Source organism: Lysinibacillus sp. BPa_S21 (genome assembly GCF_023337795.1).
In the GTDB taxonomy this organism is placed as follows: Bacteria; Bacillota; Bacilli; order Bacillales_A; family Planococcaceae; genus Lysinibacillus.
Genome location: NZ_JALIRS010000003.1, coordinates 99,289 through 118,330, shown reverse-complemented (window position 1 = coordinate 118,330; position 19,042 = coordinate 99,289). Strand labels below are relative to the sequence as shown.

The 19,042-nt window shown below is 38.2% G+C and carries 22 protein-coding genes; all 22 read left to right on the top strand.

The genetic code is table 11. From position 1 onward, the window contains the following. Positions 1-35: 35 nt before the first annotated feature. The 22 genes from xerC (at position 36) to MOK21_RS06395 (ending at position 19,034) form a co-directional block, all read left to right on the top strand. A complete protein-coding gene (xerC, locus tag MOK21_RS06500) occupies positions 36-935 on the top strand; it encodes a tyrosine recombinase XerC (protein WP_249073141.1) in 900 nt (299 codons plus the stop codon). Between the two features lie 20 nt (positions 936-955). Further along, the gene (gene hslV / locus MOK21_RS06495; protein ID WP_249073140.1) at positions 956-1,501 is read left to right on the top strand and encodes an ATP-dependent protease subunit HslV; all 546 of its coding nucleotides are present in this window, start codon (positions 956-958) and stop codon (positions 1,499-1,501) included. Continuing rightward, positions 1,501-2,898: an ATP-dependent protease ATPase subunit HslU gene (gene hslU, locus MOK21_RS06490; RefSeq protein WP_249073139.1), complete on the top strand. Its 1,398-nt coding sequence runs from the start codon at positions 1,501-1,503 to the stop codon at positions 2,896-2,898. Before hslV ends, hslU begins: the two co-directional genes overlap by 1 nt. 87 nt (positions 2,899-2,985) lie before the next feature. Continuing rightward, on the top strand, positions 2,986-3,765 hold the full coding sequence (codY, locus tag MOK21_RS06485) for a GTP-sensing pleiotropic transcriptional regulator CodY (protein WP_249073138.1): 780 nt from the start codon (positions 2,986-2,988) through the stop codon (positions 3,763-3,765). 1,142 nt (positions 3,766-4,907) lie between these two features. Further along, positions 4,908-5,300 carry a flagellar basal body rod protein FlgB gene (gene flgB, locus MOK21_RS06480; protein ID WP_249073137.1) on the top strand — a complete coding sequence of 131 codons (393 nt, stop codon included), beginning with the start codon at positions 4,908-4,910 and terminating at the stop codon, positions 5,298-5,300. 3 nt (positions 5,301-5,303) lie between these two features. Further along, entirely contained in the window at positions 5,304-5,765 is a 462-nt protein-coding gene (gene flgC / locus MOK21_RS06475) for a flagellar basal body rod protein FlgC (protein ID WP_249073136.1), read from the top strand. Between the two features lie 23 nt (positions 5,766-5,788). After that, the gene (fliE, locus tag MOK21_RS06470) at positions 5,789-6,094 is read left to right on the top strand and encodes a flagellar hook-basal body complex protein FliE (protein WP_481817343.1); all 306 of its coding nucleotides are present in this window, start codon (positions 5,789-5,791) and stop codon (positions 6,092-6,094) included. Between the two features lie 254 nt (positions 6,095-6,348). Continuing rightward, positions 6,349-7,941, top strand: coding sequence for a flagellar basal-body MS-ring/collar protein FliF (gene fliF / locus MOK21_RS06465; RefSeq protein ID WP_249073135.1), 1,593 nt, complete (start codon positions 6,349-6,351; stop codon positions 7,939-7,941). 15 nt (positions 7,942-7,956) lie between these two features. Next, a complete protein-coding gene (fliG, locus tag MOK21_RS06460) occupies positions 7,957-8,970 on the top strand; it encodes a flagellar motor switch protein FliG (protein WP_249073134.1) in 1,014 nt (337 codons plus the stop codon). After that, the gene (fliH, locus tag MOK21_RS06455; RefSeq protein WP_249073133.1) at positions 8,963-9,751 is read left to right on the top strand and encodes a flagellar assembly protein FliH; all 789 of its coding nucleotides are present in this window, start codon (positions 8,963-8,965) and stop codon (positions 9,749-9,751) included. Before fliG ends, fliH begins: the two co-directional genes overlap by 8 nt. 5 nt (positions 9,752-9,756) lie before the next feature. Continuing rightward, positions 9,757-11,082, top strand: a complete 1,326-nt coding sequence (gene fliI / locus MOK21_RS06450; protein WP_249073132.1) for a flagellar protein export ATPase FliI — start codon at positions 9,757-9,759, stop codon at positions 11,080-11,082. A gap of 1 nt (position 11,083) precedes the next feature. Continuing rightward, positions 11,084-11,533, top strand: coding sequence for a flagellar export protein FliJ (gene fliJ, locus MOK21_RS06445; RefSeq protein WP_249073131.1), 450 nt, complete (start codon positions 11,084-11,086; stop codon positions 11,531-11,533). A gap of 4 nt (positions 11,534-11,537) precedes the next feature. Next, positions 11,538-12,143 carry a MotE family protein gene (locus MOK21_RS06440; protein WP_481817345.1) on the top strand — a complete coding sequence of 202 codons (606 nt, stop codon included), beginning with the start codon at positions 11,538-11,540 and terminating at the stop codon, positions 12,141-12,143. A 24-nt stretch (positions 12,144-12,167) separates the two neighbouring features. Next, positions 12,168-13,448 (top strand): flagellar hook-length control protein FliK, encoded by a 1,281-nt coding sequence (locus tag MOK21_RS06435; RefSeq protein ID WP_249073129.1) that lies wholly within the window; start codon positions 12,168-12,170, stop codon positions 13,446-13,448. 2 nt (positions 13,449-13,450) lie between these two features. Continuing rightward, positions 13,451-14,128 (top strand): flagellar hook assembly protein FlgD, encoded by a 678-nt coding sequence (flgD, locus tag MOK21_RS06430; protein ID WP_249073128.1) that lies wholly within the window; start codon positions 13,451-13,453, stop codon positions 14,126-14,128. Between the two features lie 15 nt (positions 14,129-14,143). After that, complete coding sequence (locus MOK21_RS06425; protein WP_249073127.1) at positions 14,144-14,518, top strand: TIGR02530 family flagellar biosynthesis protein; 375 nt, start codon at positions 14,144-14,146, stop codon at positions 14,516-14,518. A 79-nt stretch (positions 14,519-14,597) separates the two neighbouring features. Then, positions 14,598-15,560, top strand: a complete 963-nt coding sequence (locus MOK21_RS06420) for a flagellar hook-basal body complex protein (protein ID WP_249073126.1) — start codon at positions 14,598-14,600, stop codon at positions 15,558-15,560. Positions 15,561-15,712: 152 nt separating this feature from the next. After that, positions 15,713-15,934, top strand: a complete 222-nt coding sequence (locus MOK21_RS06415) for a flagellar FlbD family protein (protein WP_249073125.1) — start codon at positions 15,713-15,715, stop codon at positions 15,932-15,934. Next, on the top strand, positions 15,924-16,355 hold the full coding sequence (gene fliL / locus MOK21_RS06410) for a flagellar basal body-associated protein FliL (RefSeq protein WP_249073124.1): 432 nt from the start codon (positions 15,924-15,926) through the stop codon (positions 16,353-16,355). Before MOK21_RS06415 ends, fliL begins: the two co-directional genes overlap by 11 nt. 31 nt (positions 16,356-16,386) lie before the next feature. After that, on the top strand, positions 16,387-17,382 hold the full coding sequence (gene fliM, locus MOK21_RS06405; protein WP_249073123.1) for a flagellar motor switch protein FliM: 996 nt from the start codon (positions 16,387-16,389) through the stop codon (positions 17,380-17,382). Continuing rightward, a complete protein-coding gene (gene fliY, locus MOK21_RS06400; RefSeq protein WP_249073122.1) occupies positions 17,375-18,649 on the top strand; it encodes a flagellar motor switch phosphatase FliY in 1,275 nt (424 codons plus the stop codon). Before fliM ends, fliY begins: the two co-directional genes overlap by 8 nt. Positions 18,650-18,671: 22 nt before the next feature. Next, entirely contained in the window at positions 18,672-19,034 is a 363-nt protein-coding gene (locus tag MOK21_RS06395; protein WP_049668450.1) for a response regulator, read from the top strand. Positions 19,035-19,042 lie beyond the last annotated feature (8 nt).

Sequence of the window (19,042 nt, the reverse complement as noted above, 5' to 3'; positions counted from 1 at the left end):
AGGTTATCAATAATTCATTGGTGGTGAATCTTTTAATGTTAGTTTCGTCCCAAGATGCACTTGAGCAGTTTATGCTTTATATTCAAATTGAAAAAAACTTCTCTGTTCACACAGTGCGAGAATATGAATCGGACCTACTAGATTTTTTAGCGTTTTTGCAGGCAGAGGGCGTAAATGATTTAGCTAGTGTTGAGTATATACATGCACGTCTTTATGTAACGAAGTTGTACGATGAAAAGAGAGCAAGATCATCTGTATCAAGGAAGATCTCCTCAATACGCTCCTTCTTTCGCTTTCTAAATAGACAGCACGGATTAGACGATGGGGCCTTTCGATCACTATATCATCCCAAAAAAGAATCACGCTTACCAAGTTTTTTCTACGAAGAAGAATTGAAGCAGCTATTTGATGCGAATGTTGGCGATGATTTGAAATCATTAAGAAATACGGCTATATTAGAGCTGTTATATGCGACAGGTATTCGTGTAAGTGAGCTTACCTCGATTCAAGTAGAAGATGTTGATTTCCATTATTCAATTATTAGAGTAATGGGAAAAGGGCGAAAAGAACGTATTATTCCATTCGGGCAATTTGCGAGTTTAGCTATGCAGGATTACATAGAACAAGCTCGTCCACGATTGATGAAGAGCACAAATCATCAGCAATTGTTTGTCAACATGCGCGGTGGGGAACTTACTCCTCGAGGTGTACGTCATATTTTAACTGAAATGATTGACAAGGCCTCGCTCCATACGAAAATATATCCACATATGCTTCGCCATACTTTTGCTACACATTTATTGAATAATGGCGCAGATTTACGTACAGTGCAGGAGTTATTAGGCCACGCTCATTTAACTTCTACACAAGTTTACACACATGTAACAAAAGAGCATCTTCGTCAAACATATATGAATGCTCATCCAAGGGCATAATAAGCTAAGGAGGAAGGCAAATGGGACAATTACATGCGACAACGATATTTGCAGTTCATCATAATGGAGCTTGCGCTATGGCAGGTGATGGTCAAGTAACCCTAGGGAATGCGGTTGTAATGAAGGGTACAGCAAGGAAGGTCAGACGTCTGTTTAATGGGCAGGTACTTGCAGGATTTGCGGGATCGGTTGCCGATGCATTTACACTTTTTGAGATGTTTGAAGGAAAGTTAAATGAATACAATGGTAATTTGCAACGTGCGGCGGTTGAAGTGGCTAAGCAGTGGCGCGGTGATAAAATGTTACGTCAATTAGAGGCCATGCTACTTGTAATGGATAAAAGTACACTCCTTCTTGTTTCGGGTACTGGAGAAGTAATTGAACCGGATGACGGGGTTTTGGCAATTGGTTCTGGGGGTAACTATGCATTATCAGCAGGTCGTGCCCTGAAAAAATATGCGGGTGACACAATGTCTGCTCGTGAAATTGCAGAGGCAGCATTAGAAACCGCCGCTGAAATCTGTGTGTTTACAAATCATAATATTATCGTGGAGGCGCTTAACTAATGACAAAAAATAATTTAACGCCAAGACAAATTACTGAGCATTTGGATCGTTATATCGTTGGACAAAATGAAGCGAAGAGAGCGGTAGCGATTGCGCTACGTAACCGATATCGTCGCTCGCTATTAAGTGATGAGATGAAGGCTGAAGTAATTCCGAAAAATATTTTGATGATTGGACCTACAGGTGTCGGAAAAACAGAAATTGCCCGAAGAATTGCAAAGTTAACGAATGCACCATTTGTGAAAGTAGAAGCAACAAAGTTTACAGAAGTAGGGTACGTTGGACGCGACGTAGAGTCAATGGTACGCGATGTAGTAGAAGCTTCTTATCGTCTTGTAAAAGAAGAGATGATGGAGTCTGTGAAGGACCAAGCAGAAGAACTGGCAAACGAAGCTATCGTTAAGTTATTGGTTCCGTCCTTACGAAAAAAACAGTCCATGCAAAATCCATTTGAAATGTTATTTGGTGGGAAAGAACAGCAAACCAATGACGATTCCTCTGAAGAAACTGAAGTGCGCTCCAAACGTGCGCAAATCGCTATCGATTTACGTAATGGTAAATTAGAAAATGAATGGGTTACAGTTGAAGTAACTGAACAAAACCCTTCTATTTTTGATGCGTTACAAGGAACGGGCATGGATATGTCTGCAAACAGTGGCATGCAGGATATGCTATCTAGTTTGATGCCTAAAAAGCAGAAGAAACGTCGTGTACAAGTGAAAGACGCGCGCCGTATTTTAACAATTGAAGAAGCGAACAAGCTTATAGATGCAGATGAAGTTGCACAAGAAGCTATTTCAAGAGCTGAACAGTCAGGTATTATTTTTATTGATGAAATTGATAAAATTGCTAGTAAGGACAGTAACTCCTCTGCGAATGTATCACGTGAAGGTGTGCAACGTGATATTCTGCCAATCGTTGAAGGTTCTACTGTAACAACGAAGTACGGTGCTGTTAAAACAGACTTTATGCTGTTTATTGCTGCTGGAGCATTTCATATGTCAAAGCCATCTGATCTAATTCCTGAGTTGCAAGGTCGATTCCCGATTCGAGTAGAGCTTGAAAAACTTACAAAACAAGATTTTGTACGTATTTTGAAAGAGCCAGATCAATCACTTGTTTTGCAATATAAGGCGTTATTAGAGACAGAAGGCGTGGAAATAAACTTTACGGAAGATGCAATTGAACGGATTGCAGAGATTGCAACCGAGGTCAATCAGGAGACTGATAATATTGGAGCTCGCCGTTTACACACAATATTAGAACGTTTATTGGAAGAATTATCGTTTGAAGCTGCAGAAATTGCACCTGCAAATATTCCAATCAATGCTGCATATGTAGATCGAAAACTTGCGGGTATAGTAAAAAACAAAGATTTGTCACAGTTTATATTGTAAGAAAAGGCTGAATAGTTTCATTCAGTTGTAAAAAACTTTAGAATATTAAGTAAATACTCTTCGGATTATTTATAGGAGGAACATATAATGAATTTATTAGAAAAAACGCGTAAAATTAACTCAATGCTTCAAGCTTCTGCTGGTAAGCCAGTAAACTTTAAAGAAATGGCAGATACATTAGGAGATATTATTGACAGTAATGTTTATATTGTAAGCCGTAAAGGTAAACTTTTAGGCATTTCAATTCACCAACAAATTGAAAACGAACGTATGAAAAAGATGTTCGAAGAGCGTCAATTCCCAGAAGAATATACACATAGCTTGTTCACAATTTCTGAAACTTCTTCAAACTTAGATATTAATGACGAGCATACTGCTTTCCCAATTGAAAATAAAGAACTATTCCAAAATGCATTAACAACGATTGTGCCAATCGTTGGTGGTGGTGAGCGTCTTGGTACATTAATTCTTGCTCGTTTATCTTCACAATTTGAGGATGATGATTTAATTTTAGCTGAGTATGGTGCTACAGTAGTTGGTATGGAAATTTTACGTGAGAAATCTGAGGAAATTGAAGAGGAAGCTCGAAGCAAAGCTGTTGTACAAATGGCGATTAACTCTCTTTCATACAGTGAGTTAGAGGCTATTGAACATATCTTTGAAGAACTTGATGGACATGAAGGCTTACTTGTTGCTTCAAAAATTGCAGACCGAGTTGGCATCACACGTTCAGTAATCGTAAACGCATTACGTAAACTAGAATCTGCAGGTGTAATCGAATCTCGCTCTCTAGGTATGAAAGGTACTTACATTAAAGTACTTAACGATAAATTCTTAAATGCATTAGCTGAAATTAAAATGAAATAATAAAAACGTTCTCTGGGAACGTTGTAAGGCATGTGGAATAATTTTATTCCACATGCCTTTTTACTTTTTTATCAATGTTTTGTGTAGCGAAAGCGAAACAAAAACTCATTACGGAGTGATCAATAATATGTTGCTGCGCTACGTTTTTAAGACATTGGCCTAAAGCCTTTGGAAGGTGTTGCGGAATCGTAAAGCAGTTCTTACAGGTTCTTACAGGATGTTAGCCTAAAATTATAGCATTCATGCGATAAAGGCTATTGGGACCTGCAACGGTAAAACGTCGCGTCCGTTGGCATTACCGAAATGACCGCCATCGTGTTGGCCATCCTGTTTTGTTGATGTAGTTGCTTCGCTTTCGCACAGGCAAAACCAGGCTATTGTATACTGCCGCTACGTTAGTACTGTCCTTTCGAGCAAAAAAACATCTGCAGACTAAGCATAAAGCCGATTCCGGATGTAATATTCCGAGGTGCAATGACACAAAAATTTCATAAGTAACATGAAGGCGGCTGGAATATTTGTGAATCAGCTGCCTTTTCGTACTTTTCTATTATTCGACGAAATTTTTGGCTGTTTGACATTACTTCTAATTATGTCAAACTATGTTATAGTACTAAATGTGGGGGGAGAATCGTCTGTGTTTTAATCTTTTTCCTTAACTCCTGTAGGTAAGATTTTAACCATCGTATATGCTATTATTAAAGCTTTATCCCTAGGTTAAGTTTTTGGCATTCGCATTACTTATTGCATAAATACAAAAAGTGTATACTCCTATTGTTTTACTTATAAGACAGTATGGAACTACTATTCTGAATTTTTGAAATATTAATCTTTAACTCTTGGTAGTAAAAAGGAACTTTAATTTAGACACTGTGTCTACCGTTATTTTGTCAAAAAAAGGGAAAAAATCAATCATAAAACCGAAAACACTGCCTATATAGTGTAAATTAACTAGAAGTAGTTTGGGTGCCGTAAAGCTATGTGGCACAAGGGGTGCGGAAGTATTGTCCTGGTTATTTGTGTATAAAAATAGGTCTCGTGAACTAGTAAAAAGTGACAAAAGACAATAGACACTACGTATCATCTTAATTACAATTGTAGTATTGGATAAAAAAAGAAGTACATAAAATGAGGTGGATGTTTTGGATTTGTTTGGAGGAACTATTAGTAGCCTGGAGAATGGACTTTCCTATGCAACTTTGAATAATAAAACAATTGCTAATAACATTGCGAATGTCGATACGCCAAACTATAAGGCGAAAAATGTAAGTTTTAAAGATATGTTGGAGAAAGAAAAACAAACGTCGATTTCTGCGTATCGTACTGATCGTAGACATTATGATTTCGAGATTCGACAATCTACACCTGGTGTGAATAATGTTAATGGCTTACGTTATCGAAATAATGGTAATGCTGTGGATATGGATACGGAACAGACGAAGCTTGCGGAAAATCAAATTTATTACAACGCATTAATTGAACGCATGAACGGTAAGTTAAACACATTAAATACTGTTATTAAAGGAGGTAAGTAATAGATGTCAATTTTTCATGGAATGAATACCACTGCCTCGGCTTTAACAGCACAGCGTTTACGAATGGATGTTATCTCTTCAAATATGGCAAACATGGATACAATGCGTGCTAAACAAGTGAATGGGGAGTGGGAACCATACCGCCGAAAGTCTGTGACATTTACAGCGCAAGAGGGACAGTTTTCAAAGTTTTTTAATGTCGCACTCGGTAAAAATGCAAAAAGTGGTGTCGGTAACGGCGTAAAAGTAACGCAAATAAAAGAAGATAGAGAAACACCTTTCAAACTTGTGTATGATCCAACTCATCCAGATGCAAATGCAGATGGTTATGTAAATATGCCAAATGTAGATCCATTAAAAGAAATGGTAGATTTAATGTCAGCTACTCGTTCCTACGAGGCAAACGTAACTGTATTGAATGCAAATAAATCTATGCTGACAAAGGCTTTAGAGATTGGAAGATAAATAACAAGAAAGGAAGATACATAATGACAATTTCGTCCGTTTCACAAATGACACCTACGCAGGTTGTAAATGAAACAAATAAACTAAATACGACACCTTATGAAGCACAACAGAGCTTTGCGAACTCGTTAAAAGAAGCAATATCGAAAGTTAATGATCAACAAATTACTTCTGACAATCTAACCCAAAAGTTAATTAATGGTGAAAATGTAGAGTTGCACGAAGTGATGATAGCATCACAAAAAGCGAGCATTACATTAAATGCAACAATTGAAGTTCGCAATAAGGTGATTGAAGCTTACCAAGAAATAATGCGAATGAGTGTCTAACTTTATAAAACAAGTGATAAAGTCACTGTTAAATAAAGATATATCCTATAAATTAAACATTTTTTAAATGAGAAATTGAAAGGCTCATTACCAAAAGTTTGGGATAACATTTGTTACTTGATTGGAGTAAAGGCTGAACGCCCTAAGGACCAGTCAGAATGGAAATCAGCCTGTTATGATTGAATGTATGGGATATCACTGTTTTCGCGAATTATTAGATGGATAGGTTATTCACTATAACCGGAGGATTCATAATGAATGAACGATTGACGAAAATAAAAGACGACACCAGCAAATTTTGGACAAGTCGTAGTAAAAAACAAAAAATTGTAATGATAGGTTCTGTATTAGGCGTTATAGCACTTGCTATAGCTATTACAATCTTTGCTACAAAAACTACATATGTACCACTTTATAAAGATTTATCGACAAGAGAAATCGGACAAGTGAAGGAAGCGTTAGACACCCAAGGTGTAAAATACGAAATTGCACCGGGAGGGACTTCGATTTTAGTACCCGAAGAACAAGTAGATTCATTGTTAGTGCAGTTAGCATCTGAAGGATATCCGCAAACTGGATCAATTGACTATTCTTTTGCAAATAGCTCTGGATTCGGTATGACAGATAATGAGTTTAATCTATTAAAAAAAGCAGCAACTGAAACAGAAATTGCAAAGCTCATTAAAAATCTAGATGGTGTAAAAGACGCAAAGGTAATGATTAACCTTCCAGAAGAGGGAGTATTCTTAAAGGATGTTAAAGATGAAGCGACGGCATCTATTGTTTTGAATACAGACCCTGGTTATAAATTTACAGAGCAACAAATTGCTACTATGTACAATTTAGTAGCAAAAAGTGTTCCGAATTTAAATACGGATAATATTGTAATTTCTAACCAATTTTCTGATTACTTTGATCTGCATGCTGCGACGACTGATGGAATGTCGACAACGACAGCTGAAGGTCAGTTACAAGCGAAGAAATTAGTTGAGCGTGACCTACAGCGCCAAGTTCAAAATATGCTAGGTACGCTTATGGGGCAAGATAAAGTAATAGTTTCTGTGACAACAGACATTGATTTCAAAAAAGAAAATCGTGAAGAAAACCTTGTTACACCAGTCGACGAAGAGAATATGGAAGGCATCGCAATAAGTGCTCAACGTATTACCGAGCAATATTCTGGTACAGGGGCTGCAGCCACTGGTACACCTGAAGCTGAAACGACGACAGACAACTTTACAACTTATAACGAAGGTGCAAACGGTAATGGAGATTACGAGCGTACTGAAGAGACAATAAATAATGATGTAAACCGTATACGTAAAGATATCCAAGAGGCACCATATAAAATTCAAGATATTGGTATCCAAGTAATTGTTGAACCACCGACGGCAACTGATGCAGCAACATTACCAGATGGCGTTCAAGAGGATATCCAGAAAATTTTAAGTACTATAGTTCGTACGACGATTTCTAAAGATGTAGCAGCTGAACTTACTCAAGATCAAATCGATGAAAAAGTAGCTGTTTCGGTGCATCCATTGAATGGGAAAGCAACAGAGACGGCTAGTGAAAAATCTGTTATTCCATGGTGGATATGGGTAGTAGGTGGCATATTACTTGCTGTAATACTATTGCTTGCATTCTTTATTATTCGTTCACGTAAACGTGCGCAAGAAGAAGAAGAACTTAGTATCCTAGATGAACAAGAAGAACTAATTATTGAAGATATTAATGAAGAAATTGAAACGGAAGCTACAATGCGTCGTAAGCAGCTTGAAAAAATGGCTAAAGATAAGCCAGACGATTTTGCGAAGTTACTGCGTAGTTGGATTGCGGAAGACTAACTAGGAGGTTCGACTGTGTCCAAGAAAGAAAAGGAATTAACCGGAAAACAAAAGGCCGCTCTCTTATTAATTTCATTAGGGCCTGAGGTTTCAGCTTCTGTCTATAAACATTTAACAGAAGAAGAAATTGAACGTTTAACATTAGAGATTTCAAGTGTTAAAAAAGTAGAATCAGATGTTAAAGAGGAAATTATTGAAGAATTCCACAATATTGCACTTGCGCAAGATTATATTACACAGGGTGGTATTGGTTATGCGAAGACGGTATTGGAAAAAGCACTTGGTGTAGAACAGGCGCAAACAATCATTAATCGTCTAACATCTTCTTTACAAGTACGTCCCTTTGACTTTGCACGTAGAGCTGATCCAGCACAAATTTTTAACTTTATTCAAAATGAACATCCACAAACAATTGCCCTTATTCTATCTTATTTAGAGGCTGGGCAAGCGGGTGTTATTTTATCTTCATTGCCACAAGAAGTACAGGCTGATATCGCTAAACGTATTGCTGTGATGGAATCAACTTCACCAGAAGTTATTAGCGAAATTGAATCAGTTTTAGAACGTAAATTATCATCAACGGTTACACAAGATTACACGGAAACTGGTGGCATTGACGCAGTTGTTGAAGTATTAAACGGTGTAGATCGACAAACAGAAAAAACGATTCTCGATGCACTCGAAATTCAAGATCCAGAGCTTGCAGAAGAAATCAAAAAACGTATGTTTGTATTCGAGGATATTGTTACGCTTGACAACCGCTCGATTCAACGAGTTATTCGTGATTGTGAAAATGAAGACTTACTACTGTCTATGAAGGTTTCAAGTGAAGAAGTAAAAGATATTATTTTCCGTAATATGTCACAACGTATGGCTGAGACATTTAAGGAAGAAATGGAGATTATGGGACCTGTACGTTTACGCGATGTAGAGGAAGCGCAATCCCGAATTGTTGCAGTTATTCGTCGCTTAGAGGATGCTGGTGAGATTATTATTGCACGTGGTGGAGGAGATGACGTCATTGTCTAGAATCATCCGTTCTGTATACACACAGTCCAATGGCGATCATGTCAAAAAGATTCAAATCCGTGACATGTTTGAGATGCAAGAGGTAGAAGATGGAGACATTTTACCTCAAAAACAAATAACTATGGAAGAAGTGCTAGAAGAGCGGGAACGTTTACTGGCCGAGGCTAGAGCTACCTTACAGGCTGAACGTGAGGCTTTTGAACAAGAGAAGCAAAAGTTCTTTCAAGATCTTGAGCATTTAAAGCAAGGGTGGGAAGAAGAACGACCTAACCGAGTGCAAGAAGCTTATGATGAAGGATTCGGTCAAGGCTATGAGGATGGGATAAACAAAGCGAATGAAGCGATGGAACAATCTCTCCAAACGGCCAATGAAATAATCATTCATGCGAGGGATAATGCTCGAAAATATATTGAAGATCAAGAATCGATTATTTTAGAGTTAGGCTTAACGGCAGCAGAGCGAATTATTGATGCATCCTTAGAGCGAGACAACGAATTATTTGTTTCAATCGTTCGTAGAGGACTTAAAGAAGCACGGGAAATGAAAGAAATAAAAATTTATGTTTCACCTACCTACTATGCATTAATGACCGCTAATCGGGATGAACTGGCTGAAATGTTCCCAACTGACGTACCATTTATGATTTTTGTAAATGAGGAGTTAGAAAATGAAACAGATTGTTATATTGAAACAAATCATGGCCGTATTGTTGTAAGCATTGATGGGCAATTGAACGAACTAAGATTGAAGCTATATGAAATATTAGAAAGTAAGGAATGATCTAGATGAAAACGGCTCAATTAATCGAACAAATTCCTCAAATACCAACCTTTAAAAAGTTTGGTAGAGTAACTAGAGTTGTCGGCTTGATGATTGAGTCGCAAGGTCCAGATAGTTCCATTGGTGATGTCTGTAAAATTCATGTGGAAACTTCTAAAAATGGCCATCAAATTATCTTAGCAGAGGTTGTAGGCTTCAAAGATGAAATTGTCGTCTTAATGCCGTTTACTTCTCTTCGGGAAATATCGATTGGCTGCCTAGTCGAAGGTACGGGGGCACCACTTGAGGTAAAAGTGGGCCCTGAGCTAATCGGTAAGGTACTTGATTCAATGGGGAATCCGATAGATGGAACAGGATTACCGAAAGGATTAAAGACGGTTCCAACAGAGCAGGATCCACCCAATCCGCTAACACGCCCACCTATTAACGAGAGACTTGAAGTAGGTGTGAAAGCAATTGATGGCATGCTAACAGTGGGCAATGGTCAACGTGTTGGTATTTTCGCTGGTTCTGGGGTCGGGAAAAGTACATTGCTCGGTATGATTGCGCGCAATACCCAAGCGGATTTAAACGTAATTGCGCTAATTGGAGAGCGTGGTCGTGAGGTTCGTGAGTTTATAGAGCGTGACTTAGGGCCAGAGGGTTTAAGTCGATCAATAGTAGTAGCGGCTACTTCTGATCAGCCTGCACTAATGCGAATTAAAGGGGCCTTTACCGCAACAGCAATTGCCGAGTATTTTAGAAATCGCGGCTTAAATGTCATGTTGATGATGGACTCTGTGACTCGTGTTGCTATGGCACAGCGTGAAATCGGTCTTGCGACAGGTGAACCACCAGCTCAAAAAGGATATACGCCATCTGTGTTCGCAATTTTACCTAAACTATTAGAACGCACAGGGACTAATGAGAAAGGCTCTATCACTGCCTTTTATACAGTGTTAGTAGATGGTGATGATATGAATGAGCCAATAGCAGATACAGTACGGGGGATTTTAGATGGACATATAGTCCTTGATCGAAATCTTGCCAATAAAGGTCAATATCCAGCTATTAATGTATTAAAAAGTGTTAGCCGTTTGATGAATCATGTGGCAGAGCCAGAGCACAAAAAAGCTGCAGAGCGATTAAGAGAGCTCTATTATACATATGACAAGTCAGAGGATCTAATTAATATCGGTGCCTATAAGACAGGAACATCAAAGGAAATTGATGAAGCCATTTACTATGAACCTCTCATTACCGCTTATTTAAAGCAGGGCTATTTAGATAAAGTGACCCTAGAGGAAAGTAAGAATGAGTTAATTTCATTATCGAACGGTGGTGGAAAATAGGATGGTAAGCTATATATATCGTTTTGAAAAAGTGTTAACCATTCGAGAGCAGGAAAAAAATGAAACCGAAATTGCCTATAAAGAATCTGTACGTTCTTTTGAAGAAATTGCAACGAAGCTATATGAGTTGTTAAAAAAGAAAGAAGATTTAATAGAGTTTCAGCAGGAGCGTTTAGCTGTAGGTTCATCAATAGAGGAAGTTCATCACTACGCACGATTTATTGATAGTCTTGAAAAAACAATTGCTGATGTACAGCAGAAAGTTGTTCAAGCTCGTGCAAAAATGAATTGGCATGAAGAAAAATTATTAGAAAAAAACTTGGAAGTACGTAAATTTGAAAAAATGCGAGAGAAGGATTTTAACGTGTTTCAGCAGGAACAAGATCGTATTGAGGGCATTTTTTTAGATGAGATTTCATCGCTTACGTATAACAAGAGGGAAATCAGGTGATTTCATGGCGAAAACAGATAATCGACTTAAAACAGAATTAGTAGAACAACCGCCTAAACGTAAAGGAGGCTTTCGAAAGTTTTTTTTATGGTTTGTAATACCTATCATGTTTGTAGCGGCGGTTTTACTTGTTGTTGCAACCCTAATGAATACGAATGTCTTTGATTTAGGGAAGAAAGCATTTGAAAGCTTACCATTCGTTCCTTCAGAAGAACAACAAGCAAAAGATGCTGTAGTTAATAATGATTCAAAGGTTTTAAAATTACAGGCTGAAGTACAAGAAAAAGAAGCGGAAATCGTACAGCTACAAAAAAAGTTGGATACAGCTACCACTGAAAAAGAAAAGCTAACGACAGAAAATGAACAGCAGAAATTTGAAAATGAAAAATTAAATAGGGAGCAAAGTGACGTAAAGCGTGACTTTAATGATATTTTAAAAACATTTGATAAAATGTCCCCTAAAGCCGCAGCGCCGGTTCTTGTAAAAATGAGCGATACGGAAGCGCTACGAATTTTAACAAACTTAAAACCAGACAAATTGGCTGCGATTCTAGAAAAAATGAATCCACAAGATGCAGCGAAATATACAGAAATGATGGCTAAACAATAAGGAAATCTGAAGGGAGGTGAAATGATGAATGTAGCAATGATGCAAATGATGTCTAAGGCTATACCAACTAATACTGCAACTTCGAAGCCTTCAATGTCAGGCGATCCCAATGTAAAAGTAAATGGAACGTCGAACAAAGAAAATTTAGCAACATTTGGTTCTGTTTTTGGACAGATAGTTTCTTCTTCAAACAAAACACAGCAGCCTACACAGTCGGCAGATCAAATAGATACCTCTGAGTTAGCAGCTGTTTTAAATGCTGATTCTATAGAAGACGTACTAGATGTACTAGGAATTTCACATGACGATGGCCTGTTAATGCTTCAAATTGGTGAAGAAGGCAAAGCAGTCGCTATAGATGAAATGTTAAATCTTGATAACCTAATGGATGCATTGGGAATTGATGCCGAGCAACTTCAGAAATTAGTACAACAGTTGCTAGGAGAGGATAAAGAAGCAAAAGATGTATGGGAGCTTTTATCACTAGTAGATGCTCAAGCACCAATGCTTCAAACACAAATCGTAGCAGCTTTACAAGGTGAAGGACAAGTGACTCCGAAAGAAGTAACGCCATTGGTTCAAGTGTTAAAGTTAGCACAATTAGTTGGACAAAAAACGGACTTAACAGCTTCACAAGAAAACGTGCTAACGGACATAAAAAGTCTTTTGACTACGATGCAAACACAAGTAGAAACGACTCTATCTGAACAGCAAGTAACAACTAAAACAACGGTAACACTTCCGTTGCAGGGCTTCCAGAAAGTAGTTCAACAAGTTCAAGTGACAAAGCAGGCGGACACAAGTGCTAATGAAATGGTGACATCTAATACAGTTCAAACAAAAGCAGACACGTTCCAAGTAACACTGCCAGCTGCAAAACCAGCACAATCAGAGGCATTTTTGAAAGAGATGCAAGCTATTATCAATAGAGCTCAAATCTCGAATGCACAAGGCATTACACGCTTATCATTGAAATTGTATCCGGAAAATCTAGGAACAATACGTATCGAGCTTGTGCAAAATGACGGTGTCCTGACAGCCCGTCTACTCGCTTCAACTGCTCATGGACGTGAATTACTTGATAGTCAGGTCCATCAACTAAAGCAAGCCTTTGTACAGCAGAATATTCAAGTAGATCGTCTCGATATTGCTCAATCATTGCAAGACGCTGATCGCCAACAACGCGACCAAAACTTCTTCAATAATTTCTTTAGGCAACAACAGGAAGATGAGCAAGAGCAAAAAAGCGACGATGATGATGAAGGTAAATCGTTTAGTGAATATTTAATAAGTGAGGAGGTGTAAGAATGGCAGATGCAACGACAAATAAAATGAGTGGGAAAATTACAGATGACTTATACTATTCGAATTATAAAAAGCCAGTAAGGCAAACAGGTAGCAATGAACTTGGTAAGGATGCTTTTCTACAATTATTAATTAAGCAATTGCAACATCAGGATCCAACAAACCCTATGGACGACCGAGATTTTATTGCTCAAATGGCTCAATTTTCTTCATTAGAGCAGATGCAGAATATGTCAAAGGCAATGGAATCACTACTTGTTTCTCAGCAACAAACACAGATGATGAGTTATTCAACCTTTATTGGTAAGGAAGTAAAATGGCATGAGATAACAGATGAGAAGGATGATAAAGGTGATTTCATAGTTAACGAAGGAACTGGCATTATTGAGTCATTAAAATTTGTCGATGGCAGTGTAGAGTTCGTATTAACTGATGGTAAGAAAATAACACCTGGTAATATATCAGCAATTTTAGGTGGTTCAGGTGAAAATAATGCAGGAAAAGAGTCTCCTCTTGTACAAGCAAGCAAACTAATTGGCAAAAAAGTTACCTATAAAGACGGCGAGCAAGAGCTGCAAGGGCGTATCGTTTCTGTCTCGAATAAAGATGGCGTAATTCATTATGTCTTAGACAATGATAAAAAATTAACAGATAAAGAGTTTACCGTAATTAGCGAATAGAGGTGGAGAAGGATGATGGATCAGTTTTCAATACACCGTGTACCATTGCATCCATCTATTCGCCAGACACAACCAACGCCAATAAAAAACTCACAGCAATCGTTTAAAACTCATTTACAGAAGGCTACCAATCAGCAAGAATTAAAAGTGAGCAAGCATGCGAATGAACGTATTATCGAGCGTAAGATAGCGATATCTGAACAAGAATGGCAGGCTGTATCGGATAAGGTATTTGAAGCGCACTCGAAAGGTGTCAAACAACCATTAGTCTTGATGGATCAAGCAGCTTTAATTGTCAGTGCTAAAAACGCAACTGTCATTACCGCAATGGACCGCACGGAAGCAAAACAGCAAATATTTACAAATATTGATGGCACAATCGTGCTGTAAGGGCTGGACCTTTGATAGGAAGCCCCAGTGTGCTGATTGATAGAAGCACACAATTAAAAGACGAAGGGAGAACGACATTATGTTACGTTCTATGTATTCTGGTATTTCAGGTTTAAAAAACTTCCAAACGAAGCTAGATGTAATTGGGAATAATATTGCTAACGTTAATACTTACGGCTTTAAAAAAGGACGTGTAGTATTTAAAGATTTAATGTCTCAAACGTCAGCGGGTGCCTCTTCACCTACTCAAACTCGTGGTGGTGTTAACGCGAAACAAATCGGATTAGGCTCACAACTTGCTGCAATCGATACAATTCACGGTGCAGGTTCAATGCAAAATACTTTTCGCGAGTTAGACTTAGCTATAGCTGGTGATGGATTCTTCATGGTGGGTGATGCAAATGGTGCACCTGATGAGGATGGTGCACTTGATGCAGAAGGGTACAGCAATATTCTCTATACACGCGCCGGCAATTTCTATATGGATAGAAATGGATACCTAGTGAATGCCGATGGTAAATATTTAGTAGGTCACGCAAATGATGAGTTATCGATTTCTGCTGATGAGTCAATCGATGGTGCTGCAGCTGAGGAACACAAAGCAGGGAATGGACTAGCTGATATAGAAGGCAATATCGCAGAGGAAATGGATTTCGCATCAGAAATTTCACCAATTCGTATCCCTACAACAGCGCAATCAATGTCGATTGGCCAAGATGGTACAGTTACCTATACAGACTATAAAGGTGAACGACAATATGCAGGTCAACTTATATTAGCGAAGTTCCCAAATGCTGGTGGTCTTCAAAAGGTGGGGGGTAACTACTACCAACCTACAGCAAACTCTGGAGAACCATACGCCCAAGTTGGAACAGTCGGAGGGATTGGTGCCGTTGAAGCTGGCTTCCTAGAAATGTCCAACGTAGACCTTTCAGAGGAGTTTACTGAAATGATTGTAGCGCAACGTGGTTTCCAATCAAACACACGTATTATCACAACTTCTGATGAAATTCTGCAAGAGCTTGTAAATTTAAAACGCTAGGTTTTCATCAGTAGATTTTAGTATGAGAAATATACTTAATATGTAGGTAAAGAAAGTACCGGTTAAGATTACAAAGTGCTCAAAAACTAAAAACATAATTTCATATGAGGGAGGGTCGGGCCGGCTCTCGTGCTAGACCCGGCCCTATTTCAATGATTGAACTAACACGTTTAAATGGCAAAGCATTTACATTGAATGCTTTATACATAGAAACGGTCGAATCTTTTCCGGATACGACCATTACATTAACGACTGGAACCAAAATCATTGTTTTACAGAGTCAAGATGAGGTGCGACAAAAGGTAAATACCTTTTATAAAAATATACAAATACTATCAAACCCGCATCTACGAGGTGAAGAAGATGAAGAATAACAAAGTGTTAACGATAATTATCATCCTACTAGTAGCAATCATACTTATTGGGGGTATTGCGTTTGTTTTGTTTACCCAATTTAATAAGCCTGCTGGATCTCAAGAACCAACTATTGATGAAATCGTAAAAGCTTCTGTTGAAGTTCCGGAAATTACGACAAATCTGGCTGATAACAAAATTGTCCGCTTTTCATTAAAAATTCAAACATCAAATGAAGATGCTGCTGATGAATTAACGAAGCGTGATTTCCAAGTGAAAAATATTGTTATTCAAGAGCTTTCAGAACTGGAGCAAAAAGATTTAGAAGGTAAGCAAGGTAAACAAGTATTCCAAAAATCATTAAAAACTAAAATTAATGAATTGATGCAAGAGGGAGAAGTTCAGGAAGTTTATTTTACCTCCTTCATCACTACCCAATAATAAAGAAACTGCTTGAAATGGAGGTGGGCAAATGGCAGGAGATGTGTTATCTCAATCCGAGATAGATGCGCTGCTTTCCGCAATATCAACTGGGGAAATGTCAGCGGACGACATAAAAAAAGAGGATGAGGTGCGCAAGGTTAAAGTATATGACTTTAAACGAGCACTACGTTTCTCAAAAGATCAAATCCGAAGTTTGACCCGAATACATGAAAATTTTGCACGATTACTGACAACCTTCTTTTCTGCACAGCTAAGAAGCTATGTGCAGATTACTGTTGCATCAGTGGACCAAATACCATTTGAGGAGTTTGTACGTTCGATTCCGAATATGACACTCATTAATGTGTTTGAAGTGCCACCATTAGATGGTAATATTCTAATGGAAATAAACCCGAACATTGCCTACTCGATGCTAGATCGTTTAATGGGCGGTAGTGGGGCGAGTCATAGTAATGTAGATAACTTAACAGAAATTGAAACAAAAATTATGACAAACCTTTTTGAACGTTCATTCGACAATTTGCGCGAAGCGTGGGAAAATGTTGCGGAAATTGATCCAATTTTAGTAGAGCTTGAGGTTAACCCTCAATTTTTACAAATGATTTCACCAAATGAAACGGTTGTCGTTATTTCCTTAAATACGATTATCGGTGAGACAAGCGGTATGATTAATATTTGTATTCCGCATGTTGTATTGGAGCCAATTGTTCCAAATCTTTCTGTTCGCTACTGGATGCAGGCAAATACAAAAGAGATGTCTCCAGAGCAAACAAAAATGCTTGAAACACGTGTGAAACAAGCACAACTACCTGTTTCGGTTGAACTAGGTGTTACAGACATTACTATTGAGGATTTCCTCACAATGCAAGTTGGAGATGTTATTCAATTAGAGCAAAAAATTGAAGATCCACTACTATTAAAAGTAGGAACATTACCGAAATTTACAGTTCAACCAGGTAAGCAAGGCAAAAAATTAGCAATCCAGATTATCGACCCTTTGAAAGGAGGAGACGAAGATGAGTGATGAAATGCTCTCCCAAGAAGAAATTGAAGCGTTATTAAGGGGCGAGACGTTGGAAGATAAAAACAGCGACACTGAAGCTTCTACAAATGAGGAAATTAATGATTTAAGAGTAGAGGATTACCTCGATTCGTTTGCGCAAGATGCGTTAGGTGAGGTAGGGAATATATCTTTTGGTAGCTCTGCTACAGCGCTTTCAGCGTTACTAGGTCAAAAGGTTGATATTACTACTCCAAGTATTTCAATGATTAACCGTAATAAATTAGAAGAGGAATTTCCTCATCCTTATGTAGCCGTACAGGTTGAATATACAATCGGGTTAACAGGTATGAATTTACTTGTTATTAAGCAATCCGATGCAGCGATTATCGCTGATTTAATGTTAGGTGGAGATGGCTTAAACCCGAAACCTGATTTGGGAGAAATCCAGCTAAGTGCCGTGCAAGAAGCTATGAATCAAATGATGGGTTCAGCGGCTACGTCAATGTCGACAGTATTTAATAAAAAAGTGGATATTTCGCCACCTACTATTGATTTAATGAACATTTCCCAAAACGAAGGACGAGAAAATATCCCTGAAGATGATTTACTCGTAAAAGTATCCTTCAGATTGAGAATTGGTAATTTAATTGATTCGAATATAATGCAGTTATTACCGCTGAAATTTAGCCAAAACATTGTAAAATCTCTGCTAGGTGAAACAGAATCAGTCGAGGAACCTGTGGCTGCAACAATAGCACCTGAAGCGCCAGTAGCACAAGCGCCTGTACAACCACAAGCACCTGTGCAGCAACAAGCGCCTATGCAACAACAAGCGCCTATGCAACAACAAGCGCCTGTAACACCACCGCCTGCGCAGCCAGTATATCAACAGCAGGAAGTGCCTGTGCAGCAACCGATGTATCAAGAGCAACAACAGATTCCTCAAGCAACAAGACCTGTTCAACCGGTCAATGTACAACAAGCACAGTTTGCTAGTTTTGATTCAAATGTTATCTCGCAATCTGAAGCTAGAAATTTAAATATGCTACTTGATATTCCATTGCAAGTTACTGTAGAGTTAGGACGTACAAAGCGTTCTGTAAAAGAGATTTTAGAACTATCTAGTGGTGCGATTATTGAACTAGATAAATTAGCCGGCGAACCAGTTGATATTTTAGTTAATAGCCGTTTAATCGCTAAAGGTGAAGTCGTTGTTATTGATGAAAACTTCGGTGTCCGCATTACAGATGTTTTAAGTCAAGCAGAGCGTTTAAATAATTTAAGATAGTTTTCAATTGGAGGAGTTAACCATGTCTAAAAGAATTTTGATTGTAGACGATGCTGCATTCATGCGCATGATGATCAAGGATATTTTATCGAAAAATGGATTTGAAGTTGTTGGAGAGGCTGCAGATGGTTTACAGGCAGTTGAAAAGTACAACGAATTAAAACCAGATTTAGTAACAATGGATATTACGATGCCAGAGATGGACGGTATTGCTGCTCTTAAAGCAATTAAAGGTTCAGATCCAAATGCCACTGTAATTATGTGTTCAGCAATGGGACAACAAGCGATGGTAATCGATGCAATTCAAGCTGGTGCGAAAGACTTTATTGTTAAACCTTTCCAAGCTGATCGTGTAATTGAAGCGATCCAAAAAGCGCTAGGATGATTGAATGC

Bases quoted from the DNA above. Each gene is read 5' to 3' on its own strand.
- xerC (WP_249073141.1), top strand. From the start codon at position 36: ATGTTAGTTTCGTCCCAAGATGCACTTGAGCAGTTTATGCTTTATATT.
- hslV (WP_249073140.1), top strand. From the start codon at position 956: ATGGGACAATTACATGCGACAACGATATTTGCAGTTCATCATAATGGA.
- hslU (WP_249073139.1), top strand. From the start codon at position 1,501: ATGACAAAAAATAATTTAACGCCAAGACAAATTACTGAGCATTTGGAT.
- codY (WP_249073138.1), top strand. From the start codon at position 2,986: ATGAATTTATTAGAAAAAACGCGTAAAATTAACTCAATGCTTCAAGCT.
- flgC (WP_249073136.1), top strand. From the start codon at position 5,304: ATGTCAATTTTTCATGGAATGAATACCACTGCCTCGGCTTTAACAGCA.
- fliE (WP_481817343.1), top strand. From the start codon at position 5,789: ATGACAATTTCGTCCGTTTCACAAATGACACCTACGCAGGTTGTAAAT.
- fliF (WP_249073135.1), top strand. From the start codon at position 6,349: ATGAATGAACGATTGACGAAAATAAAAGACGACACCAGCAAATTTTGG.
- fliI (WP_249073132.1), top strand. From the start codon at position 9,757: ATGAAAACGGCTCAATTAATCGAACAAATTCCTCAAATACCAACCTTT.
- fliJ (WP_249073131.1), top strand. From the start codon at position 11,084: ATGGTAAGCTATATATATCGTTTTGAAAAAGTGTTAACCATTCGAGAG.
- MOK21_RS06440 (WP_481817345.1), top strand. From the start codon at position 11,538: ATGGCGAAAACAGATAATCGACTTAAAACAGAATTAGTAGAACAACCG.
- MOK21_RS06435 (WP_249073129.1), top strand. From the start codon at position 12,168: ATGAATGTAGCAATGATGCAAATGATGTCTAAGGCTATACCAACTAAT.
- flgD (WP_249073128.1), top strand. From the start codon at position 13,451: ATGGCAGATGCAACGACAAATAAAATGAGTGGGAAAATTACAGATGAC.
- MOK21_RS06425 (WP_249073127.1), top strand. From the start codon at position 14,144: ATGGATCAGTTTTCAATACACCGTGTACCATTGCATCCATCTATTCGC.
- MOK21_RS06420 (WP_249073126.1), top strand. From the start codon at position 14,598: ATGTTACGTTCTATGTATTCTGGTATTTCAGGTTTAAAAAACTTCCAA.
- MOK21_RS06415 (WP_249073125.1), top strand. From the start codon at position 15,713: ATGATTGAACTAACACGTTTAAATGGCAAAGCATTTACATTGAATGCT.
- fliL (WP_249073124.1), top strand. From the start codon at position 15,924: ATGAAGAATAACAAAGTGTTAACGATAATTATCATCCTACTAGTAGCA.
- fliM (WP_249073123.1), top strand. From the start codon at position 16,387: ATGGCAGGAGATGTGTTATCTCAATCCGAGATAGATGCGCTGCTTTCC.
- fliY (WP_249073122.1), top strand. From the start codon at position 17,375: ATGAGTGATGAAATGCTCTCCCAAGAAGAAATTGAAGCGTTATTAAGG.
- MOK21_RS06395 (WP_049668450.1), top strand. From the start codon at position 18,672: ATGTCTAAAAGAATTTTGATTGTAGACGATGCTGCATTCATGCGCATG.